General features: G+C 46.2%; 21 protein-coding genes. 12 read left to right on the top strand and 9 right to left on the bottom strand.

Annotated elements, in window-relative coordinates; all coding sequences use genetic code 11:
• The first annotated feature begins 594 nt into the window (after positions 1–594).
• From AC1DXF_RS07525 to AC1DXF_RS07545, 5 genes are all read left to right on the top strand, one after another.
• Positions 595–1791: an acetate/propionate family kinase gene (locus AC1DXF_RS07525; protein WP_477447694.1), complete on the top strand. Its 1197-nt coding sequence runs from the start codon at positions 595–597 to the stop codon at positions 1789–1791.
• A gap of 8 nt (positions 1792–1799) precedes the next feature.
• Positions 1800–4184, top strand: a complete 2385-nt coding sequence (locus AC1DXF_RS07530; protein ID WP_477447695.1) for a phosphoketolase family protein — start codon at positions 1800–1802, stop codon at positions 4182–4184.
• Positions 4172–4591, top strand: coding sequence for a hypothetical protein (locus AC1DXF_RS07535; protein ID WP_477447696.1), 420 nt, complete (start codon positions 4172–4174; stop codon positions 4589–4591). The genes AC1DXF_RS07530 and AC1DXF_RS07535 overlap by 13 nt, the downstream gene beginning before the upstream one ends.
• Before the next feature lie 2 nt (positions 4592–4593).
• Positions 4594–6246: an alpha-glucan family phosphorylase gene (gene glgP / locus AC1DXF_RS07540; RefSeq protein ID WP_477447697.1), complete on the top strand. Its 1653-nt coding sequence runs from the start codon at positions 4594–4596 to the stop codon at positions 6244–6246.
• A gap of 756 nt (positions 6247–7002) precedes the next feature.
• A complete protein-coding gene (locus AC1DXF_RS07545) occupies positions 7003–8157 on the top strand; it encodes a L,D-transpeptidase scaffold domain-containing protein (protein ID WP_477447698.1) in 1155 nt (384 codons plus the stop codon).
• 42 nt (positions 8158–8199) lie between these two features.
• Here the strand turns inward: AC1DXF_RS07545 and AC1DXF_RS07550 are convergent, their stop codons facing one another.
• The 6 genes from AC1DXF_RS07550 to AC1DXF_RS07575 form a co-directional block, all read right to left on the bottom strand.
• Positions 8200–9384, bottom strand: coding sequence for a chromate transporter (locus AC1DXF_RS07550; protein ID WP_477447699.1), 1185 nt, complete (start codon positions 9382–9384; stop codon positions 8200–8202).
• A 54-nt stretch (positions 9385–9438) separates the two neighbouring features.
• Entirely contained in the window at positions 9439–10524 is a 1086-nt protein-coding gene (locus AC1DXF_RS07555) for an efflux RND transporter periplasmic adaptor subunit (protein ID WP_477447700.1), read from the bottom strand.
• The gene (locus AC1DXF_RS07560; protein ID WP_477447701.1) at positions 10521–13685 is read right to left on the bottom strand and encodes an efflux RND transporter permease subunit; all 3165 of its coding nucleotides are present in this window, start codon (positions 13683–13685) and stop codon (positions 10521–10523) included. The genes AC1DXF_RS07555 and AC1DXF_RS07560 overlap by 4 nt, the downstream gene beginning before the upstream one ends.
• Positions 13682–15079, bottom strand: coding sequence for a TolC family protein (locus AC1DXF_RS07565; protein WP_477447702.1), 1398 nt, complete (start codon positions 15077–15079; stop codon positions 13682–13684). Before AC1DXF_RS07565 ends, AC1DXF_RS07560 begins: the two co-directional genes overlap by 4 nt.
• Before the next feature lie 90 nt (positions 15080–15169).
• Positions 15170–16009 (bottom strand): chromate resistance protein ChrB domain-containing protein, encoded by an 840-nt coding sequence (locus AC1DXF_RS07570; protein ID WP_477447703.1) that lies wholly within the window; start codon positions 16007–16009, stop codon positions 15170–15172.
• Positions 16010–16145: 136 nt separating this feature from the next.
• Positions 16146–16838: a TapB family protein gene (locus tag AC1DXF_RS07575; RefSeq protein WP_477447704.1), complete on the bottom strand. Its 693-nt coding sequence runs from the start codon at positions 16836–16838 to the stop codon at positions 16146–16148.
• Positions 16839–17205: 367 nt separating this feature from the next.
• On the opposite strand from AC1DXF_RS07575, the gene AC1DXF_RS07580 reads away from it, so the two are divergent.
• Together AC1DXF_RS07580 and AC1DXF_RS07585 are read left to right on the top strand one after the other, a co-directional pair.
• Positions 17206–17643 (top strand): Hsp20/alpha crystallin family protein, encoded by a 438-nt coding sequence (locus AC1DXF_RS07580; RefSeq protein ID WP_477447705.1) that lies wholly within the window; start codon positions 17206–17208, stop codon positions 17641–17643.
• A gap of 58 nt (positions 17644–17701) precedes the next feature.
• A complete protein-coding gene (locus AC1DXF_RS07585; protein ID WP_477447706.1) occupies positions 17702–17881 on the top strand; it encodes a hypothetical protein in 180 nt (59 codons plus the stop codon).
• Positions 17882–18040: 159 nt separating this feature from the next.
• Here the strand turns inward: AC1DXF_RS07585 and AC1DXF_RS07590 are convergent, their stop codons facing one another.
• Together AC1DXF_RS07590 and AC1DXF_RS07595 are read right to left on the bottom strand one after the other, a co-directional pair.
• The gene (locus AC1DXF_RS07590; protein ID WP_477447707.1) at positions 18041–18793 is read right to left on the bottom strand and encodes a PRC-barrel domain-containing protein; all 753 of its coding nucleotides are present in this window, start codon (positions 18791–18793) and stop codon (positions 18041–18043) included.
• Between the two features lie 226 nt (positions 18794–19019).
• Complete coding sequence (locus AC1DXF_RS07595) at positions 19020–19547, bottom strand: DinB family protein (protein WP_477447708.1); 528 nt, start codon at positions 19545–19547, stop codon at positions 19020–19022.
• 306 nt (positions 19548–19853) lie between these two features.
• On the opposite strand from AC1DXF_RS07595, the gene tal reads away from it, so the two are divergent.
• On the top strand, positions 19854–20963 hold the full coding sequence (tal, locus tag AC1DXF_RS07600) for a transaldolase (protein ID WP_477447709.1): 1110 nt from the start codon (positions 19854–19856) through the stop codon (positions 20961–20963).
• A 234-nt stretch (positions 20964–21197) separates the two neighbouring features.
• Positions 21198–21587, top strand: coding sequence for a response regulator (locus tag AC1DXF_RS07605; RefSeq protein ID WP_477447710.1), 390 nt, complete (start codon positions 21198–21200; stop codon positions 21585–21587).
• A gap of 35 nt (positions 21588–21622) precedes the next feature.
• On the opposite strand, the gene AC1DXF_RS07610 is transcribed toward AC1DXF_RS07605, so the two are convergent.
• Positions 21623–22330 carry a Crp/Fnr family transcriptional regulator gene (locus AC1DXF_RS07610; RefSeq protein ID WP_477447711.1) on the bottom strand — a complete coding sequence of 236 codons (708 nt, stop codon included), beginning with the start codon at positions 22328–22330 and terminating at the stop codon, positions 21623–21625.
• A 98-nt stretch (positions 22331–22428) separates the two neighbouring features.
• Between AC1DXF_RS07610 and AC1DXF_RS07615 the strand changes: the two genes are divergently transcribed.
• From AC1DXF_RS07615 to AC1DXF_RS07625, 3 genes are all read left to right on the top strand, one after another.
• The gene (locus AC1DXF_RS07615; protein ID WP_477447712.1) at positions 22429–23088 is read left to right on the top strand and encodes a methyltransferase domain-containing protein; all 660 of its coding nucleotides are present in this window, start codon (positions 22429–22431) and stop codon (positions 23086–23088) included.
• 64 nt (positions 23089–23152) lie between these two features.
• Positions 23153–23746: a class I SAM-dependent methyltransferase gene (locus AC1DXF_RS07620; protein ID WP_477447713.1), complete on the top strand. Its 594-nt coding sequence runs from the start codon at positions 23153–23155 to the stop codon at positions 23744–23746.
• 4 nt (positions 23747–23750) lie between these two features.
• On the top strand, positions 23751–25385 hold the full coding sequence (locus tag AC1DXF_RS07625) for a SulP family inorganic anion transporter (protein WP_477447714.1): 1635 nt from the start codon (positions 23751–23753) through the stop codon (positions 25383–25385).
• Positions 25386–25391: the final 6 nt, after the last annotated feature.

The following is a 25391-nucleotide window of genomic DNA, read 5'->3' on the forward strand; positions in this document are numbered from 1 at the left end:
AAGCAACTTATGGCTCAGGAGAGCGATAGATAAAAAAGGCACGCTGCCATACGGGAATGCTGCTGATAACAGTATCACCAAAATGCTTACGCTATTTCCTGAAGCAAAACTCAGGGGCGGGTAAAAAACACCAGGAGCTAAACTGCTACGCTGCCATAAGTTGCTTTTCGCAAAATTCGGAAATAGCTTGTCATCTGCAATGCCATTATTTGTGCGCAAATAAAACTTACTCAGGATGACAGGAAAATTAACTATGTCATAGGTAGTGGCAAATCCGAGGATTCTGAAGACAGAATAACGTACATCGCATAGCGGCGAGTCGACTCAACCCGACGAGGCTGCGCGCATAGAGGGGGAAAAATAAAAAATTGAGTTTACCTTCTTTACGGCGCACAGGGTGGCCCAGCGCAGAGGGTGGCCGGATGAGTCGTAACCAGCGTTTAAGCGAATGTTTGTGTAAAACCATTCAAAACATTTTAATACCCACCGAGTTGTACCTAAGGATATGACATCCATCACTATTTATGGTCATGAGCGTCATTCCCCAAGCCGGTAGTAAGCTATAGCTTTGCATTGTAGTCCATTTAAAACTGCATGATTAAAACAAGTATGGCGGTCTCCTTAAATACTTTTCTGTTAACCATTAATTGCGGTTCATCCAGCCTCAAATTCAGTTTGTACCATGTAGGCTCGCTGCAGCAAGAGCTATCGGGCAGTGTAGATGCTATTGGCAGTACAACAAGTAAACTGGTTATAACTAACCAGGAAAACTCGCTGCCCGGGCACGCCGGCGGATTTAAAAACCTGGATGCAGCGGTAAAAGCTGTGATCCGCTGGTTTAAAAAAAGCCCATACAACAATAGGCTGTTGGCGGTAGGGCACCGGCTTGTACAGGGCGGGCCAAACCACAGGGCGCCGCAACTCATAACGGGCGACTTGCTAAAAACCCTGCAGCAATTTATTTACCTGGCGCCTAACCACCTGCCTGATGAAATTAAAGCTATCAAGGCATTCCGGCAAGCTTTTCCAAAGTTGCCGCAGGTAGCGTGCTTTGATACAGCCTTCCACGCCGATATGCCAGACGAGGCTAAATATTACCCCCTGCCCGATAAATACCGCGAACAAGGCCTGCTGCATTACGGCTTTCACGGCCTTTCGTACCAGTACATTATGCAAAAACTGGCCGCCGATGGTGTAAAAGTAAAAGAGCAAAAAATAATTATAGCCCATTTGGGCAATGGCGCCAGTATGGCCGCGGTAAAAAATGGCATCAGTATAGAAACCACTATGGGCCTTAGCCCCATTGGCGGGCTGGTAATGGGCACCCGTTCCGGCGATCTTGACCCCGGTGTGGTGCTGTTCCTGCTGAAACAAGGCCGGCTCACCACTACGCAGCTGGATACTTTACTCAGCAAACAATCGGGGCTGAAGGCTATCGCGGGCAAAAGCGATGTGCAGCAATTGTTGGCCACAGAAACCCATAATGCCAAAGCGAGGGCAGCTATTACCCTATTCTGTTACCAGGCCCGCAAATTCATCGGTTCGCTGGCTGCGGCGATGGGTGGGTTAGACAGGCTGGTTTTTACCGGCGGCATAGGCGAACATTCGGCCGTCATCAGGGAGCGCATTTGCCACGACCTGGAGTTTTTAGGAATTTATATCGACCAGAAATTAAACAGCAGGAATAGCGACGATATATCATCATCAACCGGTAAAGTAAAGGTGATGGTAATAAAAACCAACGAAGAAGAAATGATTGCACAACATACACAAACCATTATTTTAAAATAAAACTCACCATGGAAACCGAAATTTTAGATATAGAACAGGCTGAATTATCGCCCGAACTATTAAGAAAAATACACGCCTACTGGCGCGCCGCAAATTACCTCTCGGTGGGGCAATTGTACCTGCACCATAACCCATTGCTAAAAGAACCGCTTAAGCTGGAGCATGTAAAAAACATGCTGCTGGGGCATTGGGGCACTACACCGGGACAAAACTTTATTTATACGCACCTAAACCGTATCATCAATAAATATGATCTAAATATGATCTATGTTTCTGGTCCCGGGCATGGTGGGCCGGCTGTTGTTGCCGGCACCTATCTGGAAGGGACATACACAGAAGTTTATCCTGATATTACACAGGATGAAGACGGACTGCGGAAACTGTTCACCCGGTTTTCATATCCCGGCGGCATATCCAGCCACGCTTCGCCGCAAACGCCGGGCTCTATCCACGAAGGTGGCGAGCTGGGCTATTCCCTGAGTCATTCATTTGGCGCGGTGCTGGATAACCCCGACCTGGTGGTTGCTTGCGTTGTAGGCGATGGCGAAGCCGAAACCGGCCCGTTAGCAACAGCCTGGCACTCCAATAAATTCATTAACCCGCTTACCGATGGTACAGTATTACCTATACTGCATCTGAATGGTTACAAAATTTCTAACCCTACCGTTTTAGCCCGCATCACCCATGAAGAGCTGGAACAACTGTTTCGCGGCTACGGCTGGAACCCCATTTTTGTGGAAGGCGAAGACCCCGAGCAAATGCACAAAGACATGGCCGCAGCACTTGACTACGCGGTTGACCGCATAAAACAAATAAAATATGACGCCGAACAACCCAATACCGAACGCCCGCGCTGGCCGATGATTGTGTTGCGGTCACCCAAAGGCTGGACAGGGCCCAAGGAAGTGGATGGTCATAAAATTGAAGGTAACTTCCGTTCGCACCAGATCCCGCTGGCAGTTTCTGCTTCAACACCACCGGAACATTTACAAATGCTGGAAGACTGGATGAAAAGCTACCATCCCGAAGAATTATTTGACGAACAAGGTAAACTAATGCCCGAACTGGCCGAACTGGCGCCAAAAGGTGACCGCAGGATGGGTGCCAATCCGCATACCAATGGCGGCAATTTACTGCGCGATTTGCGCCTGCCAGACTTCAGGGATTATGCCACCGTGGTAGAAAGCCCCGGCGCCAGCGGCGAAGGTGATACTTATGTAAGTGGCCGCTTTCTGCGCGACGTCATCAAGGCAAACCAGGAAGAACGAAATTTCAGGATCTTTGGCCCGGATGAAACCGTATCAAACCGGCTGGATGCTGTATTTGAAGTAACCAACCGTCAATGGGACGCGCCAATAATTCCGTACGATGAATTCCTTGCTGCAGATGGCAGCGTAATGGAAATGCTGAGCGAGCACCAATGCGAAGGCTGGCTGGAAGGCTACCTGCTTACCGGAAGGCACGGCCTGTTTAACTGTTACGAAGCCTTTATCCATATTGTCGATTCGATGTTTAACCAGCATGCCAAATGGTTAAAAACAACACTCGAATTGCCCTGGCGCAGGCGCATAGCATCCCTTAATATTTTATTAACATCTACCGTTTGGCGGCAGGACCATAACGGCTTCACCCACCAGGATCCCGGCTTTATTGATCATGTGGTGAACAAAAAGGCCAACATTGTACGGGTTTATTTACCACCCGATGCCAATTGCCTGTTATCGGTAATGGATCATTGCCTGCGCAGCTATCATTACGTAAATGTTATTGTGGCAGGTAAACACCCGGCACCACAATGGCTTAATATGCAGCAGGCGGTTGAGCATTGTACCCGCGGCATTGGCATCTGGGATTTTGCAAGTAACGACCAGGAAGCCGGACCGGATGTGGTAATGGCCTGCAGCGGCGATGTGCCAACCTTAGAAACGCTTGCCGCGGTTTCGATTTTAAGGGAACACCTGCCCGAACTAAAAATAAGGGTTGTTAACGTTGTAGACCTGTTTAAACTTCAAAAAAGCACCGAACATGCTCATGGCCTCAACGATAAAGATTATGACGCGTTATTCACCATTGATAAACCCGTGGTGTTTGCTTTTCATGGTTACCCCTGGCTGGTACACCGCTTAACCTATAACCGCGCCAACAATGCCAATATGCATGTGCGGGGTTATAAAGAGGAAGGCACCATCACCACATCTTTTGATATGACCGTACTTAACGAAATGGACCGTTTTCACCTGGTGATGGATGTTATTGACCGCCTGCCGCAAACAGGCAGCAAAGGCGTTTATCTAAAACAGCAACTAACAGATAAGCTAACCAAACACAAGCAATACATTAAAGCCAACGGCAAGGATATGCCCGAAATACTTAACTGGAAATGGAAACAATAGCGCAAGAGGTAATTGTTAAGCCCGATATGCATACCTATTACCGCAGCTATCGTGTTGATAAAAACGACACCGGGATAAAAATGATACCGACAAATGATTTTAAGCCGGTACCTTCCTTATTTGTCTACAGTAAATATGCGGTTTATACTTTACAGGACGGTTATGGCCTATATTATCAAACCACCAGTTTGGTAAACGCCATGAAAAAAGCCAAGGAGGGTGCGCTGGCCTGTATAAACACTTACATTGGGCAAGGCGAGGCCGGTATGGCAGCATTATTGCAATACCGGATAGACCATTATGAAGATTTGCATATAAACCTTGTTGATGCAAATATTCAATTGGTAGAACAGGAAATAATAGAGGACCGCTGTTTTAAATGGACACCATATCGCATTAAATGCTAAACATGCTCAGTAAAAAACAAATTTTCGGCTATGAGCCGGATGAGAAATATAAAATATCGGTTGCTTATTTTTCAATGGAATTTGCCGTTGACCAGGCTTTAAAAATTTACAGCGGGGGGCTGGGCTTTTTATCCGGCTCGCATTTAAGGAGCGCGTATGAGTTGAAGCAAAACCTGGTTGGCATCGGGATGTTGTGGAAATATGGTTATTATGACCAGGTAAGGGATGGCAACGGATTTATGAAGCCGGAATTTATTGAAAAGCAGTATTCCTTTTTACAGGATACAGGTATAGTTTTTACCGTACAGGTGCATGATGCGCCAGTACATGTTAAAGCCTGGTTATTAAAACCCGAAACATTTGGAACGGCGCCCATATTTTTATTGAGTACCGATGTTCCGGAAAACGATGACGTGTCGAAATCGATCACCCATAGGCTATACGATTCAAACGAGGCAACCCGGATAGCGCAAACCATTATTTTAGGCGTCGGCGGTGCTATGCTGCTGGATATTTTAAACCTTGAACCGGATGTTTACCACATGAACGAAGGGCATTCGGTATCGTTAAACTTTTACCTGTACGCTAAATATAAAAGCCTGGAAGAAGTGAAGAAAAGAGTGGTTTTTACCACCCATACCCCCGAGATGGCCGGTAACGAAGCGCATAGATATGACCTGCTGAAAAAAATGTCGTTTTTTTATCATTTGCAGGAGCACGAGGTAAAATCGTTGCTGGGGATGGACGGAGATAGTTTTAACTACACCCTGGCGGCACTTAAGTTCTCGGGTAAGGCAAATGGCGTATCTAAACTTCATGCCGAGGTAGCGCGGCAAATGTGGGGCAATAATCCCGGTGTTTGCGAAATTATAGCCATCACCAATGCGCAAAACAAAGCCTATTGGCGGGATGCTGCTTTAGATGAGGCCATCGCTGCGAACAATGCAGAAGCTATTGTTGCCCGTAAAAAGGCTATGAAGCTCGATCTGTTCCGGGTGATAGCAGACCAGTGCGGAAAATTGTTTGACCCCAATGTGCTAACCATTGTATGGGCCCGCCGTTTTGCCGGCTATAAACGGGCCGACCTGGTAATGCAGGACTGGGACAGGTTTGTGGCCATGGTAAATAATGCTAAATATCCTGTACAATTGATCTGGGCCGGCAAGCCCTACCCCGAAGATGAAGGCTCTATCGCCTTATTCAACCAGATCATCGCACGTACGCGGGCGTTTACCAACTGTGCCGTGTTAACCGGTTACGAACTGCATTTATCGGCTTTGCTAAAAAAAGGATCGGATGTTTGGCTTAACAATCCGCGGATGTACCGCGAGGCATCTGGCACCAGCGGCATGACTGCAGCCATGAATGGCAGCATCAACCTCTCCCTGCCCGATGGCTGGGTACCTGAGTTTGCCAAAGACATGAAAAACTGTTTCCTGGTTCAGCCTGCATCCAACGAGCTGCAGGCACATGAAAAAGATAGCCAGGAAAACAGGAACCTGATGGATGTGCTGGAAAAAGCGGTACTGCCCATGTATTATGGCGCTCCAAAAAAATGGTTAGGCATCATGAAACAGTCAGCCACGGATGTGGTACCCACATTTGAAGCCGGGCGATTGGCAGCCGAATATTACGAGAAAATGTATAAGCTGTAGTGTCATGTCAACGATAAATTGACGGATAGTCTTTAGCCCAAAGTCTTAAGTTCTAAGCCAAAAAGAAAAAATTTAACTTTGGACTTACGACTCAGTACTTGTTGACTTAACAGTACTAAGGTATCTGAGAACCGGCAGGATCGCGTTTAAAAATTTGATGTAGAAAGAAGGGTAACCCCTACGGGGCACAAAACACATTTAACATTTTATATCTACAAACGGGTAGCCTCTACGAGGCATCATGCCATACAAACAACCTGTAAATACAGAGCATGATTGTTAAAAAAACTGTCAACCAAAAAGCGGACGAGAGCAACTACAAACTTTTTTCAGGACGATACAAAGGGCGCCTGCCCAATGTTATTAAATTGACCAATTAAGGTCGATTTAACATCGAACACCGAATGTCCAATATCGAATAATGAAGGAAAAACTTCGGCGTTGGACATTCGAAATTCAGTGTTCGATATTATTTGTCCTTCTGTTTTCCTTAACTTTAACTTAATGACAAAAAATGCTTGCCTCGTAGAGGCTACCTGTTTGTAGCAATATTTATCTAAGTTTCTTTTATGCCCCGTAGGGGTTACCTATCTCAGCATTAAAAAGCTATTACATTAAGTTCAAACGTAATTTCCCTTTGTATATCAATTATTTAACCGACATATTATTTGTGCTCAATATCAGTTTTTACGATGACGGTCGTCATGAATACCAACCCATTTTACAATGATCTTTACAAAGCTAAAACCCAATAAAATGCAAAAATACCATCGCTTGTTTTTCTTTTCGGCAGGAGTAACTTTGTTGCTATTGTTAGTTGGCGCTGCACCAAAGGCCGTGGCATATAGTGCCCGAAAAGATACATCCATAGCAACCGTTATAAAAGGCCAGCTTGCGGTACACCGCAAAGAATTATATTTTCCAAACAGTGTTCAACGCTTTTACCGGCAAACAGGCTTCAAGCTGGCCTGGATAGCGCCAGACACTGTTAAAACCCATGCTACCGATGCCATGCTGCTGCTTGATTGCGTGGTTACCTACGGGCTAAAACATTCGGATTATCACCCAGATCAGTTATTATACGATAAGTTAAAGTTACTCAGATCAAGTACCGACCCCGTTAGCAACAAGCAAAAAGCGATGTTCGACATCCTGTTAACCGATGCAATCCTCGCTTTTGAAAACAACCTCCACTATGGCAGGCTTAATCCAAATTATCCCGCCGCAAAAATCGACTCCGGAATTAAAGATGGTTTTAATGCCGAAAAGGTGCTGATAAAAGCACTTAAAAGCCAGCAATTTGAAAAAGAGATTAGCAACTTACAACCTCAAACCAAGGCTTACGCTTCCCTGAAACATCAAATGTATTTGATGAAAGGCCTTTATGAACTTGATTGTTACGAGTTTAGTGAAGCCGATGTGCAACGGGTAGCCATTAATATGGAGCGCCTGCGCTGGTACAGCACCAGAAAAAAAACAGACGTAGCTATTAATATCCCATCCGGCATATTAACCGTTCATACAAAAACCAACGACCAATATTTCAAAATAAAAATAGACAAACCGGGCATGGACCTGCTGGCTGCCGGCCTGGATTATTCGGCAATCAACATCATCACAGCTATGGGGCAGGTATTTTTGCAGATAAGCAGGCCGGGCTATCAAAAGCAAGGGGAACCGGTTATAATAACACCTGTTGTTGGCCAGGATACCGCAATTATCCAGGTTAATGTTGCGCGCAGCGCTAAGCTTTTGGCCTTGTTATCAAACATCGGCAAAAAACAACCTGTTCCTGTGTCGCTTACTTACCTTACCTGCGATATCAAAAACGGGCAACTGGTTACTTATAAAGATATTTTTTATGCCGACCAAAAATTAAAGAAAGCACTATACAAGGTTAACAAGCCTTAATCACGCTACCTGCGCCGGAAATTTGACATCGGCTTTAGTATTTTAACTACTGATTTTAATGATTAATCCGATAACGGCAGCTATACCAATGATATAAGGTTCCTGTATTTTTTTGATATAGATAAGTGCGGCTACTGTAGCTAAAGCAATTAGTGCTGTAGGGATATCGACAATTGACCGTAACCCGATAATAATTACCGACCCTACCAGGGCGCCTATTACCGACGCGGTTATGCCCTCTACAAATGCTTTGATACTGGTATTTTTGGCGATCTTTTTAAACGATGGCGCTAAAGCGACAGTGAATAAATAACAAGGCAAAAAAGTTGCCAAAGCCGCCACACAAGCTCCCGGAAAACCTGCAACAAGATAGCCGATAAACCCAACCGTGATAACCACGGGCCCCGGTGTTATCATAGCTACGGCAACCGCATCTACAAATTGATTTTCTGTTAGCCAGCCAAACTCTTTTACAACGCCGCCATGCAAAAACGGCACAATTGCCAGGCCGCTGCCAAATACAAACGCACCCGCTTTTGCAAAAAACCAGCCGATCTCCTGCAAAGTCTTGCCATCGTATTTCCAGAAACCGGTACTTATTAATATTCCGGCCGGCAGTACCGCAGGCTTTTTGATCCATCGCGGCGGCGCTTTGATAACCATATACATGATGCCGCAGCCCAGGAACAACAGTATTTCTTCTCTTTCGGTAATAACCGTAATCACAACGCCGGCTATATAAAAAAACCACAACAACCATTTGGATTTCATGGCAGCCGGTTCAAACTTGCTGATAGATTTTACGGTTAGTTTATAAGCGCTCATCGCTATGATACCAATCACCGCTGCACCTACCCCATAAAATACCGCCTGCATCCACGTTAAGCCGCCGTAAAGCTGGTAAGCCATGCCTAACAATACCACCATGATAAACGATGGCAGTACAAAAGCCAGGCCCGTAAGCGTTGCACCAATGAGCCCGTAGTGAACAAAGCCGATATAGATACCTAACTGGGCAGCTAAAGGCCCCGGGGCCAGCTGCGCCAATGCCAATCCCTCCTTATATTCTTCGGTCGTCAGCCAGCCTTTTTGCTCAACAAGATCGCGCTGCATATACCCTACCAAAGCTACCGGGCCGCCAAAACCCCAGGTGCCGAGTTTTAGAAAGTATTTTGTAATATCCAGCAGCGAATAAGCCGGTGGTTGTTTGGTTAATTGTTCTTCCATGTGTGTGTTTCCTCCCGTACATATTTTGCGAGGCTACAATATTTACCTTTTTAACTATTGCTTTACCTGCACGGTTGTGCCTTCTTTCAGTTCCTCATTGGCTTGTGCCACCAGCTGGTCGCCGGGTTTCAAATCGCCGGCTATCTCGGTTTTTTCCTTGCCGGTAAACCCGGTCTTTACATCTACCCATTGGGTTTTTCCGTTTACCACCCTGATCACAAACTTACGTTCCTGGGTAGATACCACTGCCTTAAACGGCACCAGGAAACCCTCTTTGGGACGGCTTACCGGCAACACAATTTGCGCGAACATGCCGGGTTTTAGCAAGCCATTCGCGTTGGTAAAAGTTAACTCCCAGGTTTCGCTGCGGGTTTGCGGGTCAATGGCATCTGATTTTCGTGCCAGTTTGGCTTTAAATACCTGGCCGGGATTTGCCGATACGGTGAAAGTGGCTTCGTTGTCTTTTAACGTGGTGGAATTATAAGCCTCCGGTACGGCAACATCAACCCTTAAAGAGGAATTATCCTCTACCCGGAACAACAACGTTTTACCGGTGTTATCTACAAAATCTCCTTTAAATATGTTCCTTGCCGTAACCACGCCGTTAAAGGGCGACCGGATCACCAGGTAATCTTCCATCGCCTTATTGGCCTGGGTAGCCGAACGCGAGGCCTGGTAAACCGCGCTATCGGTGCGCATCTGGCTGCGGGCAATTTCCAGCTCGTTATCAGCCACGGCACCAGGCGTTTGGGCAGCCTTTAACAACCTTAAATATGTTGATTTACTGGATTCATATTTGGCTTTTGTACCCATGCTGTTACTTTGGCTTTGGGCTTGCGCCGCTTTTAATTCAGGAGCATCAAGGACGCATAAAACCTGGCCTTTAGTAACTTTCGAACCGATATCAACTTTTACTTCCTTTACATAGCCCGGTGTACGGGCATAAATATTGGCGCGGTCAAAAGGAATAATTTCACCGGTGAGGTTCAGTTTGTTAGCAATGGGTTCCGGTTTCAGCGTTAGCAGTTTAACCACCGGCTTTTCCGGCGGGCCCTGGGGGGCTGCTTTTTCGGCCTGGTTGCCGCCACAGGCCGCCAAAAGGCAAACAGGAACTAAGAATATATAATTGACAGCTTTCATGATTGATTTTCGGTTAAGGGTTGATATTTGCTTTGCGGGTCATCCGGATCTAAAGAGATAACAGGCACCGGGCGGTTACCAACTGACGACTGGTAAATTAAAGGTAAAACGATGAGGCTGGATACCATGGAGAAAATGAGGCCCCCTATAACAGCTGTGCCCAAAGGCGATGTCTGGTCGCCCCCTTCGCCTAAGCCCAATGCCATCGGGACCATCCCGGCAATCATTGCCAGGCTGGTCATCAGTATAGGCCTCGTCCTGTCTTTGATCCCTTGTAAATAGGGATCTTCCAGTTTTTCACTTCTATATTTTTCTGCCTGGGTAACAAACAGGATGGCATTGGCCACGGCCACGCCAACCGCCATAATACAGCCCATATAGGATTGTATGTTTAAAGTTTTGCCACAGATCCAAAGCAATAACAGGCTGCCGGCTAAAATGCCCGGTATAACCGAGATAATTACCAGCGATAACCGGAACGACTGGAAGTTTACGGCTAACAACAGGAAAATTACCACAATAGCCAGCAAAATACCGTTTTGCAACTCCTGGAAAGTTTGTAAAAACACTTCGGCCTGGCCCGGCTGCTGTATTTTCATGCCCTCGGGCAATTTGCCGGTTTCATTGATGATCTTATCGATATCGTTAATGGCCGAACCCAGTGCTTTGCCTTGCAAATTGGCGGTAATGGTAATAAAGCGTTTTTGGTTTAAACGGTCAAATTCGCCTTCGGTATTACCCATTTTCCAGGTTGCTACATCGCGCATGTAAACCTGCTTTCCGTTATTGGAGCTTAACAAAATATTATCTACCTGCGCGGGGTCGTTCATCACCAGCTCAGGTATCTGCACCTGTATTTGGTATGCTGTCCCGGCTGTTTTATCTACCCAATAATTGGGCTGCGTAAAACGGCTGGATGAGGTAGCCGCAGCCAATGATTTACCGGCATCTTCCACGGTTAAGCCTAACTGTCCCAGCTTCACCCGGTCAAATTCAATTTTCATGGCCGGGTAACCCTGCGGGGCGCTATAAGCCACATCGCGCAGGTAAGGCAGGGTTTTCAAACGCTCAACAATCTTTTTTCCAAACTGGCGGTCTTGCGCCAGGCTTTTACCTAATACCTGCACCTGTATGGGTGTGCCCGTTCCCTGGCTCATCACCTGTTCTACCAGGTCTGCCGGTTCAAAAGAAATATGCGAGCCGGGCATTTGCGTACTTACCGCCTGGCGCACCTTTTCCCTGAAATCATCTATTTTGATACCGGAACCTGTAATAAATTTAACTTTCAGCAGGGCTTCTTCCGGCCCGCTCGTCCATAGGTGGATAACGCTAACCGGGTAACTTGAGCCCACCAGGCCAACATAGGCAGATGATATGGCGATTTTATTGCCGCCCGAAAGGCTATCAACCAGGTGCAGCAATTGTTTTGTTTTTGCTTCCGTCCGTTCAATACGCGTCCCTTCGGGCAACCTTAGCCTTACCTGGAACTGCCCTGCATCAACTTTCGGGAACAGCTCTTTTCCAACTGTAAGAAAAAGCAACGTCGCCAAAGCAATGGAAAGCACGAGATAAACAGGTATTAAAATATTCCTGCCCGGCAACAGACGATGAATCAGCCCTTCATGTCTTTCTTTAAAGCGGGCCATGCGTTTACCTTCTTTTGTGGTTTCGGCCAGCCGATCTTTGAACAGCCAGTTAGCGATCACAGGAACAAATGATTGCGACAACAGGAAAGAAGCAATCATCGCAAAACCAACCGAAAGGGAAAGCGGCAGGAACATGGCTTTAGGGATACCCGACATAAAGAAAGCCGGGAAAAATACCGCCAGGATACAAAGGAGGATCAGCAATTTAGGCAAAGCAATTTCTTTACAGGCTTCTAAAATGGCCCGCCCTTTCAGTTCGCCCTTTTCCTGGTGATGGTGGATGTTTTCTATTGTTACCGTGGCTTCATCTACCAATATACCAATGGCCAGCGCCAAACCGCCAAGAGTCATGATGTTGATAGATTGCCCAAAAAGTTTAAGGCAGATAACCGCCGAAAGCAAGGCCAGGGGTATGGTTAAAACCACGATGAGCGAACTGCGCCAGTCGCGTAAAAATAGCAGTACCATAAGGCCGGTGAGCAAAGCGCCTAAAATGCCCTCGGTCATTAAGCTTTTTATGGAATTGATAACATAACCCGATTGATCAAACTCATAACTTACTTTGATATCCGGTGGGATGGCGGCCTGCATATCCGGCAAGGCTGCTTTCACTTTTTGTACCACATCCCAGGTAGATGCATCGGCCCTTTTGGTTACCGGGATATAAACCGAACGTTTTCCATTAATTAACGCGTAACCGGCCGTAATATCGGCGCCGTTGTCCACCTGCGCCAGGTCATGTACGTATACAGCCGGGCCGCTGCCGGTTTTTACGGGGATGTTGCCCAAATCCTGGATATTATCTACCACCGTATTTTGGGGCGCGATGAGCATCTGATCACCCACACGCAGGTTACCCGCCGGGAGGATGGTGTTCCCTTTGGCAATGGCCGTTACCAGTTCTTCGGGGCTGACACCATAACTACGCAATTTATTCGGGTCTGCTTTAATCAATACCGAACGCTGGTTACCGCCAAACGGCGGCGGCGCCGAAACACCGGGCAGGGTGGAAAACATGGGCCGTACCTTAAATAAAGCCAGATCTGATACCTCGCCTAATGACCTGGTAGGGCTGCTGAAAACCAGCTGGCCAACCGCTACACTGCCCCCATCAAAACGGGTTACAAACGGCGATACTGTTCCGGGAGGCATAAAAGCCCTTGCGCGGTTTACCATTGATACAACCTCGCCGGTGGCCTGCCCCATATCGGTGCCCTCGTAAAAATTGAGTTTCAATAAAGTAACCCCCTGGATGGTTTTGCTTTCGACAGATTTAATGCCGGTTACATACAAAAAGTGGTATTCATAGTAGGAGGTTACAAAACCTTCAATCTGCTCGGCCGACAGCCCGCCGTAGGTTTGTGCCACATAAATGGTGGGGGTACCCAGCTTAGGGAAAATATCTACCGGCATAGTACGTATAGATACCACCGCGAAAAAAACTATGGCAATAACGGCTACGATGATGGTGACCGGTTTTCTTAATGAGGCGTATAAAAACTGGATAATATTCATTTGCCGTATTGATTTAAAAACAGGTTCAGGTTGCCGCTATAGGCCGCCTCATTTAATAATGCCCGCCATGCCCCGTAATAAGCTATCCGGACAGTGGCTTCAGACTGAAATAATAATTGCTGCGCCTGTATCACATCATAATAATTGATAAGGCCCGATTTATACCTGGATTGGATGGCTTTATAAGAATATTCGGCAGAATGGAATTGCTGCGGCGCCAATTGTGCCGATTGTACTGCCTTTTGAAAATTGGATACCGCGATTTCCTTTTGGGTATTCAGGTGCAGCTGGGTTTGAGCAAGTTGTTCCCGGCTGGATGCCGTAACGAGTTCCTGCTGTTTCCACAGGGGTTTCTGCCTAAAAACTTCCAGTATTGGAAAAGCTATCTGGGCACCCACCCCATAATTATACCGCTGAAAACGCCAGCCATCGCCGGAGTTAACTGTACCATCCGCGCCGATACCAGATCCCCTGCCATAACCGGTGCTCCATAAAGTTAACTTTGGCAGGATATTTTTCTTCAGCGATTTTAAAGCCAGTTCATTGGTATTTACGTTAGCCTTCCCCAATTGCACTTCGGGATGATCGGTTGTTATAGTATCAGTTAAAGCAATTACCGGCAGATTTTTAAAAAGTGAAGAATCAACCACCAGGCCGGCTGGTAGCTTGCCACCAACCAATTCTTTGAGGGCTATCAGTGTAGAATCCCGCTGCCGTTCAAAAGCAATCAATTGCATTTGGGCCCGGGCGTATTCAGAGTGGAAGGAAGAAGAATCTGTTCCCGGCCGCAAACCGCTAATTACCAGGGTTTGCGCCTGTTTTAAATTAAAAGCCGATTTGTTAATGTTAGACTGGTAAACTTTAACCAAATCGCTTACCAGCAAATAATTTAACCAGGCGCCAATTACATAAACCTGGTGCTGGAACAAAGTTAAATTCTCATCGGCCTGGCCGTATTGCAGCCGGCCTTTAGCCAGGTCAACTTCGGCGCTACGCTGGCCAAAAGTAATGGGTTCCCATTGCAGGTTAAGCGCGGCCGCGCTACCCGGCACGCCACTATAATCATTGCCCCTCGTTGGCGGCCCGCTGATGGGTGTAATATATTGCGGATAAATCATCCCGGTAATATTGTTCGCGGTGGCATAATCAACCTGGTACGATGCGTTTAGCGATGGGATTAAAGCGTTCTGCTTATACTTTACGGCGTATTGTAAAGATTGTGTTTGCAGTCTCTTGGCTTTTATTAAAGGGTAATTGGCCGATGCCGTCCGGAGCAGCGAATCAAGGTAAGGTTTGCCTTGTTGCCCCAAGACCTGTTCGGGCAGTAAAAGACATAGGAACATACCTGTGAGCAGGCAGGTCTTCGGGAAGACGGGTAAATCGTTAAATTTCATAGCTGGAAATCCAGTGCTGTAAATGTAGGCGCAATACTATGGCAATTTACTACTTTAAAATAGAACAGATTTTACCGAATAGAATCTGCTTTACTTTTTTACAACGTTTTTTTTGTACTCAGACGCCCTCATCCCCATTTGTTTTTTAAAGATCCGGTTAAAATGGCTTTGGTCCGAAAATCCGGTGAGGTAAGCAATCTCTGTAAAAGAGTAATCAGTAGTTTCCATCAGGTTTATTGATTTTTCGATGCGCATCTTACGGATGTAATCGCCAAAGGACAAATTCTCAAAATATTTGGAAAACTCCCGCGACAGGTAGGCCGGGTTTATTTTTAGTTCTTCTGAAACCTGTTGCAGGCTCAGGCTCATGTTGGTATCAATCTGGTCCTGGATCATCTCCTTAATTTCCTTTGCCCATACGGGCGCTTTTTTGGAGCCCTGCTGCTTAAGATATTTGTTAAAAACCTCCAGTAAAAGGTATTCTACCGGCTCCTGGATATGTTTTTGCTCGTACAAGTACTTGGCCCAGGTGTATAAGCCGTCATAAACTTTCATACCCAGTTCCAGCAATTCGTGGTCATCAGGAATATTTTTTGACAATCCTAAAAAAATGGCCGACAGGCCCGATGCCTGCGGGGCGAAATCATGCCGGTCGGTATCCGCACCGCGAACAATGGCAGCAATACGATCAAGCGCTGCATCTTTAAGCTGATGTTTCTTTATAAAATAATCAAAACTGCACTGGTCGTCATAATGGGTATATTCAACGTCGGGCAGGTCAAAAGGAGTGGCATTTAAAATCGCTGCCTGCGCAATCACATGGTCTACGGGCACATAAATAATCTCGGCATCAGGGTCAATAAAGCGTTTAATGAGCCAGGGACAGGCTATGCGGTCAATCTTCGGATGTTCGCGGGTAATCCATTTCATTTCGTTACCAAAGTTAGAAATCTAATCCTTTTTTTAGCAACGAACTAAAGGGTGGCTATCCATACATAATCGTAACAAATTTGTTTAAATCGCCAGAAATCTATTTGGACGGTGAAAGTATCAAGACGGGCGTTAATCAGTTAATAGACTCCAGCGTAATGGTGCCCATCAGCTTGCCATTTTTATTAAAGGTTTCCGACTTTACAAAACGCCCCAGTTTTGGCGCAAACCACTCTGTTACCTTTATGCGGAACGGCATGCTGATACCCATCATCTTCACCGTGGTTGTAGCATCGTACGTTACTTTAAAACAATCAAAACTACCTGCGCCTGTGGTTATAGTTTCGGCTGCTTCTACTTTGCGGTTAACAATATCCATTTGCATTTCCCCTTTGGCAGCGCCGCCATTATTCATGTTGATGGTTATCGATCCATCATCAAGCGTTTGGCCGGCTTTCATATCGGCAGGATAAGTCAGGTACCGGGCTTCGCCGCTCACCTGCATATCGCCGTATTGCTTCATAGAGGCGGCCGGGATAAACGATTTCATATCAATCTTAATCGCGTTGCCGCTGCAAATCATCTCCGAATCACCGGTGCCGATAACCTTGCCGTTATGGTCGCTGATAACAGCATGTACCGCCACTGTCGACGCGTCTTTTTTGGTGCTGGTGTAAACGGCGGTCATTTGTGGCTGCCCCTTGGCATCATGGTTAATATAGCTGAGTTTTTTACCCTCAACGTTGTTAACAAACTGGTTGCAACTTTGCGCGTTAACTGTATGCCCGCCAATAGCAGCGCATAGCAGCAGGATGATCAATTTTTTCATGACGTTTGTAGATGATTAAACCGGAAGTAAATATCATACCTAAAGCACAGATATACAACCGTATAAGTACGTCAATACAATGTGGCAGCTACGTAATTTGGGGACATTCGTAAAAAAAAGGTGCTGATACTTTAACTATATATTGTTTATTGATAAGTGGCTGCGAAAGTATATGTTAACAGGCAAGCAGGTATTATCCCGTCTAAAATGACTTTTCTGCATCAATTCCTATTCTGAGTTTTGATGTACAATTATCGAAGCATTTGGTTGGATCAAAATAAAAAAATGACAAACCACCCGCATTCCCCTTTGTTGTAACAGTAAACCGGATATTCCGGCAGATCAAAAATCAAGAGGAGGAAGTATCATGACACTTGTAAAGTTTAATGACGGCAAAAGCAGTATGCTGCGGCCCGGGTTCGACGACATTTTTGAATCTATCCTGAACGACACTTTTCTATCCGACCGTATGGTATCGCGCGTGCCGGCGGTTAACATTTCGGAAACGGATGGCAATTATCATATTGAACTGGCCGCGCCGGGGCTAAGCAAAGAAGATTTTAACGTAAGCCTTGACCGCGACGTGCTCACCATCTCGGCCGAAAAACAGAGCGGGCAACCGGCTAACGATAAAAAGTACAACAAATGCGAATATAATTATACCTCATTTGTACGCTCTTTTACGCTGCCCGATTCTGTGGATAACGAGGGTATCAATGCCGAATATACCGATGGTTTGCTGAAGGTTAATGTGGCCAAAAAAGAAGAAACCAGGACAGCCGCGCGCCAAATAGAGATTAAATAAGCCACAACTGCGGCAATTGTTAACAGGCGCCGTACCAGGCGCCTTTATTTTTTTAGTCATGTTGGCCAGTAAAGATCAAAGCAAGCAAAATGATGCCGGACAACCGGCACCCGAGCTTAAAACGGAAGGTCCGCTTGCCGAAAAGGATCAGCAGGGACAGGCGGCAGAGCGTGCCAGGAAACTCGCGGAGGTGGCGCTGGCTAAATGGCGGCACCTGCAGGAAAAAATTAAAAAATAACATGATGCGACCGGTGGCCGCTGTAATTAATTACAGAGATATAACCACAAAGTATTGGCAATACAGCAACGTTTTTTCAACAATTGTGCAATAAAACAAAGCGTGCGGGCAAGGGTTAAACTCACCCCAATTTAACTGCAACGGTTTAACTTACCTGTATTAAACCTCGCTGCCGTGATGATCGTAAAATTCATTTTCGTAGGTTTCGGGCAGCGGCACCGAGGGGTCATATTCCGGACTGCTCTTTACTGCATTAACCGTGACATCTACGTAAACCGCGTCCTCTTCCCATTTTACATAGGTAATCCACTTAGGCGATATAAGCACCTTTTTCCCCGGAAACCAATGCCCGGTATCCACTACCAGGAAATGTATGCGCCAATTTTGATCGTCAATAATAAAATCTTCCACATCGCCAATTTCGCCGTTGGTGGCGTGAATGCGGTAACCTGCAACTTCGCGGGTGCTGCGCAGATGAGGGTTGACGGGCTTATCGCCGGCTTTTGTTGCCAAAATGCTTTCTTCAAACGGTACCCGGGATTCCATCATGCCCGACATACCCATGCCCCCATAAAATCCTGCTCCAGCCGAACCCATGTATGGCCAGCCGTAGTGACTATACAGGTCAATTTCCTGCTGCCGGGAAACTGTTCTTTCTGTATCAATATCAGGGCTGTGTTCAATTTGCTTTTTAGTTAGGTTCACCGGGAAAACTTTATTTTCCCAATCGGGTGTTTTTAATGCCGCGGGCGAAATCAGCACCTTGCGGCCAAACAGCCAGCCACCCGTTTTAATAATCAGGTAACGTATCGTCCAGGTTTCATCGTCAAAATAAAACTCATCCAGTTTCCCAAATTCGCCGTCGGTTGCCCCCATACTGAAGCCAACCAAACTTTTTACATTCCGTTTCATGATTTCCTCGGTTTATCGCAGTATCTGCTTACTAATTACCCACAAAAATCATGCTGAAAAGCGGGATATCTGGGGGATAATGCATTGTTAAGTCAATAGTCTTTAGCCGGAAGCCTCCAGTCATATTTTGCTTGTTTTTTATTTAGAAGATGTTTAAAAACAGCCTCTTAGAACTTAAGACTTTCGGCTCAAGACTAACCTTCACTTTAAGCATTACAGGACACTTTTACAGATAATGTTTGCCGCTTGCCGAAGTAAAGCTCCTGTCGTCGGCCGAAGGCCCATAAATGGAAGGCACCTCAATATCGTTCAGGCGCATATAAACCGTTAGTTGTCCGCGGTGGTGCACCAAATGGTTAATCGTTGATTCTACCTGTTCTTTTTTGGATGACCGGAGCAATTCCCGGCCACCTGTTTTAAGGTAAAAGGTTTCTGCCAATTCACCTTCACTAACATTTAACAGGGTTTCTTTAGCTCCGGCCACGTTTTGTTTAAAATAATTCACCAGGTCCTGTGTGTCGTTCGGTTTTAAATGCTGAAAGGTAGCAAAGTCGATCTCGGAATATTTGATGATATGGGTAATCCATAAGGGTATCTCGGCCACAAGCAGCGCCAGGTAGCCCATTTCCATTGATCTTTCATGCGGTTTCCAGCCAAACAGCCGGGCCGGGATCCGTTCCAGGCATTTGAGACTGGCAGGCGATTCGGCCTCCAGTTCCCTGGCAAATTCACGTACAAACAATACATCGTTCATGAGCTTGAATTTTATTGGTGATAGATAAGCCAAAAACAAGTTTGCCTTAAAAAAGTTTAACTGAAGTTCTTTTTTTGAATCCGGTTGAAATTTTCTCCTGTCAATTAAAAAAAAAGCAAACTAATAAAAATGAGCATTGTTCTATAAATATTGTATAGGACCAGTTAATTAACTTCACAACATAACACCTTTATAAATTGAAAGCCAAGGCATCGTGTTTAGTCCTTGTGTATCCCATTTTCCGGCTTCTATATAATACATACTGACGATGGCGGCCCCAGGCTCAGCTATTTAAAATATTGAATTATGGAAACTAATAAAATCAAACAAATTCAGGATTTCGGCCAAAGCATCTGGCTGGATTTGCTGGACAGGGGGCTCACCCGCTCGGGCCGGTTAAAAAAAATGATTGACGAAGACGGCCTGCGGGGCATGACCTCGAACCCGGCCATTTTTGAAAAAGCCATTAGCGGCAGCGCCGATTATGATAAGCAGATCAGGGAACTGGCAGAAAAGCACCAAAATAATGAAGCCATTTTTTATGAACTGGCAATTACAGATATCCGGGAAGCTGCCGACCTGTTCGAACCCGTTTTCAGAACCGGGCATGACGGCTATGTTAGCCTGGAGGTTTCGCCACACCTGGCGCGGGATACCAGCAGGACCATACGGCAGGCGATGGAACTTTGGCGAAAAACAGACCGGAAAAATGTAATGATTAAAATACCCGCGACCACCGAAGGCTTGCCGGCTATCCGCAGGGCCATTTGCGAGGGAATTAATATCAATATCACGCTGCTGTTTGGGCTCGACCGCTATGAAGCCGTTACCGACGCTTACCTGTCGGGACTGGAAGACCGCTTAGCCGACGGCCAGCCAATTGACCAAATTGCTTCGGTAGCCAGTTTTTTCCTGAGCCGCATTGATGTACTGGTAGACCCTATGCTGGAAAAAAAGGGCTATCCGGAACTGAGGGGCGAAATAGCGATTGCCTGCGCCAAACAGGCTTACCAGGTATATAAAAGGGTTTTCGGCAGCGACCGCTTTAAAAAATTACAGGAAAACGGCGCCCGCCCGCAGCGCGTATTGTGGGCCAGCACCGGCACCAAAGACCCATCTTTCCCTGATACCAAATATATAGATGCACTTATCGGCCCCGAAACAGTGAATACCGTTCCGCTGGAAACGCTGGACGCCTACCGCGATCATGGGCACCCGGAAAACAGGTTGGAGCAGGGCACCGATGAGGCTGTGCAGGCGCTGGCCCGGCTAAAAAAGATAGGGATCAATATTGACGAGGTTACCGCGCAGCTGGAAAGCGAGGCCATCGAAAAATTTAATAAGCCATATGATCAGCTACTGCAGGCAATCGAGGAGAAAAAAGCCCGGTCGCGGGCCAAATCTTACGCGCTTTAAAACCGGTAAGAGAAAGCGTATTCCATAGCAGGTTTAGTAAGATGTGGCTATTTAAAGTATTAACAGGTTACCTGAGCGGGCATTCGGCAGTTTAGCGCTTTACCTGGTGGCTATTAATTTAATGCAGCAAAAATTAAAAAAATACCATCAGGGAAAGCACAATTTATACTTAACTTTATTTACTCTTATACGTTTGTTCCGGTTTCTATCTTTTCATCTAAAAATTAAAAGTTTATGGAAACAATCATGGTACAAGAAGCAGATGCCGCTACCCTGGATGTGGTAGCCACTGCTTTACAAATGGAAGGCTACCGGGTTTGCAGCCTGGATGATACGAACGAAAATGCGTTGGAAATGATCAGGCGCCATCACCCCAAACTGGTTTTACTTGATTGCTGGCTCAGCCATAATTCGGCGGGGCAGGTTAGCCAGTGGATAAAAGCGCATTTTCCACACCTGCCGGTGATTGCTTTTAGCTGCGATAACCAGATTGAAGCAAAATACCGGCAATTTGGCTTCGACGATTATATCCAAAAGCCATTTGAACTGCATAAACTATACCAGGTAATCAGAAAGCATTTACCCCAACGGCATAAGCGCCGGGAAACTGCCGCACACGCTTAATCCATCAGCATATAGCAACCGGTTAGGTGGCCGGTTTATTTGTAGTTTGATTTTTTTATCAGCATCTGTAAGTCCCTTACCCATATTTTACGGCCATCGGTTTCCACGATGCCTTCTGCTTTAAACTCCTTTAATAAGCGAATTACGTTTTCTTGTGCAATACCCGCCATATTAGCCAGGTCGAGCCTGGAGATATTTAAAACAATATTTTTTTCATCGGCGCCATCTACTTTATACTTCTCCCGGAGCACGATAAGCGCAATGGCCAGCCGTTCTGAGGCAGTGCGCTGCGCGATTACCGAAATACTGTTAGTCAATACCGTAAATTCATGGCTTAACGCCTTGAGCAGCCGCCAGGTAAAAGCCGGAGACCTGTGTAAAATGCTGATAAAATCTTCCTTGGGTATAAAACTTATCAGGCTATCTTCAATAGCCGCCGCCGAATCCGGGTACCGTTCATCAGACAATACCGCATGATAGCCGAATAACTCGCCCTGGTTGGCCACATAAAAGATTTGTTCTTTCGCGGTATTATCAACTTTGTATTTTTTGACTTTGCCACTTTTAATCAAAAATATACCCGAGGGTACGGTGCCTTCCCTGAAAATCACATCACCTTTCTGGTAATGCAGATCGCTGTGGTGCGCAAGTAAATCTGCATGGTCTGCTTCAGACAGCACATGAAGTGTTGATTGCGTGGTAAAATTCCACCGGTCGATTGGAAAAATTCCGGATAGGCTCATATGCTAAGGTACGATTTTTTTAAAAACTGATAAGTATCAGTTCCTGCGTTGATCTGGTACGGAAAACCGGGTTACTTAACCATTTAAATTTACCGGCAATGAAAGCTTACCCTTTTTTCCATTTCTCACCATCGGCGAATGAGCCTGACGAAGGCCAGTTAAAACTAAAAAAAATCGATCCGATTACAGGTTTATTCAGCGATGATGCGGCATTTGACTGGCTGTACCCCGAACATTTTCAGCTGCTATCGCTGAAACATTGGACACCGTTGGCCATTGCACGTAAAGCCGCCAGCTTTTTAGCCGAGCCAAATGCCCGGGTACTGGACATAGGTAGTGGCATTGGTAAATTTTGTTTGGCCGCAGCATACTATTTTCCCGAAACCTATTTTTATGGCGTTGAACAACGGCACGAGCTGATATGCTTGTCTGAAGAAGCTAAAGGGTATACCCAATTGCCCAATGTTAATTTTATCTACGCCAATATTACCCAGGTGAATTTTAAGGAGTTTGATCATTTTTATTTCTATAATTCTTTTTACGAAAATATCGACCCCGAAAACCAGATAGATGATACCCTGGAATTATCGCAAAGCCTTTATGCCTACTATAACCAGTACCTGTGTGCCGAACTGGATAAAAAGCCATCGGGAACAAGGCTGGTAACCTTTCATAGCTTAGAGCAGGAAATACCGTCGGGCTTCAAGCTGGCAGCTATAACCTGCAGTGGCCTGATGAAAATGTGGATCAAAGCCTGACCCGATGGAAACCGCAATTTTCACCTCCGCTTTTAGAAATTTTAATCCTTCCCCAAATAAAAGAATGCTTAATGAGCTATTAAACCCATCCCTGTTTTGCCATGACAGCGCTTTTGACGAGTTGTATCCCGAACATATCCGGCAGTTGTCGCAAATGCACTGGACACCCGTGGAGATTGCCAAAATAGCGGGCAATTTCCTGGCCGTTCCTAATACCAGGGTTTTGGATATTGGCAGCGGGGTTGGCAAATTTTGTATCACCGCCGGTTTTTTCCATCCAGAAACAACGTTCTCAGGCATTGAACAGCGCCGCGAATTATACAATTTTGCCGAGATAGCCAAAGCCGGGATAGATTTGCCCAATGTAACCTTTATGCACGGGAACCTGACTGAACTGGAATTTAACGACTACGACCATTTTTATTTCTACAACCCATTTTACGAAAATATTGAGCCTGATAGCCGTATAGATTATGCCGTAGAGGCTTCCTTTGAGCTGTATGACCAGTATAGCAGGCTGGTTTACCAAATGCTGGCCGAAAAGCCTTCAAAAACGCGGCTGGTTACCTTTCATACCCCAGGCGGCCAGGTTCCGCCTGGTTATCAGCTGGTAAACAATACCTACAGCAGGTTATTAAAAATGTGGATTAAAGAATAAGCCGATGTTTAAACCCAAACTCATAGATACCCTAAAGCATTACCGGAAAGAACAATTCTTTAAAGATCTGATCGCCGGGACCATTGTGGGCATAGTGGCCCTGCCTTTGGCTATAGCATTTGCCATCGCCTCCGGCGTATCGCCCGAGAAAGGAATTTTCACAGCCATTATCGCCGGACTAATCATTTCTGCGCTGGGTGGCAGCCGGGTGCAAATAGGCGGGCCAACCGGGGCTTTTATCGTGGTGGTTTATGGCATTGTACAGCAATTTGGTATCAACGGACTAATCATAGCCACTTTCATGGCCGGGATATTCCTGATTGTAATGGGCATTACCAAATTGGGCAACGCCATCAAATATGTGCCGTATCCCTTAATTACCGGCTTTACTACGGGCATAGCGCTCATTATTTTTTCCTCGGAGGTTAAGGATTTCCTGGGCCTGCACATGGGCAGCGTTCCCGCCGATTTTATCAGCAAATGGGTAGCTTTTGGCCGACATATTTCTTCGGTCAATCCATACGCAGCTGGCATCGGGGTTATTACCTTAGGCCTGGTTTTGCTTTGGCCCAGGGTTACACACAGGGTGCCTGGTTCGTTGATCGCCATCCTGGTTACCACCTTTGCCGTCGCTTTTTTTCATTTACCTGTCGAAACCATCGGCAGTCGTTTCGGCGCTATACCGTCATCCTTGCCCCGGCCGGTAATTCCCGGTGTCAGTTTCGCCACCATTCAGCAGTTAATAAGGCCGGCCATTACCATTGCGTTACTGGGCAGTATCGAATCCTTGTTATCGGCAGTAGTGGCCGATGGCATGACCGGGGGCAACCATCGTTCCAATACAGAATTGATTGCCCAGGGGCTGGCCAATATTTGTTCATCGCTGTTTGGGGGGATACCTGCTACCGGTGCTATTGCCCGAACGGCCACCAATATAAAAAACGGCGGCAGAACACCGGTGGCCGGTATTGTTCATGCCCTCATTTTGTTAATTATTATGCTGTTTGCGGGAAAATGGGCCGCTTTGATCCCGATGCCGACATTAGCCGGAATATTGGTTGTGGTTGCCTGGAATATGAGCGAGCTGGAGAGTTTCAAATCGGTACTTAAGGGCTCCAAAAGCGATGCCGTTGTTTTGATCACCACGTTTACACTCACGGTATTGGTTGACCTGACAGTTGCAATCGAGATAGGCATGATCCTGGCCGCGTTCCTGTTTATGCGGCAAATGATGCAGGCCAGTTCTGTGCAGCAGGCTAATGTTCTGCCGGGCGAATTATTTAAGCCGGAGAATATGCCTGAAGGCCTGGATGTTTTTGAGATTAACGGCCCCTTATTTTTTGGCGCGGCTTACAAGTTTAAGGATGCAATGAAGGTAATTGAAAACCCGGCCCGCGTGCTAATCATCCGGATGCGGAACGTGCCGGTTATTGATGCTACCGGCATCAGGGTGTTGCGCGAGGTACATGCAGCAACAACAAAAAGCGGAACAAAACTGGTTTTAGCCGAGGTTGCCAGCGAACAGGTTATGGGTGAGCTGAAAAAAGCGCGTTTATTATTTCAGATTGGTAAGGGAAACGTTAAAGATACTTTTGAAAATGCATTAAAACGCGCTAACACCATTTTGGAAGCCGGGTAAAATCAG

The sequence above is a fragment of the Mucilaginibacter sp. P2_A5 genome (assembly GCF_056404995.1).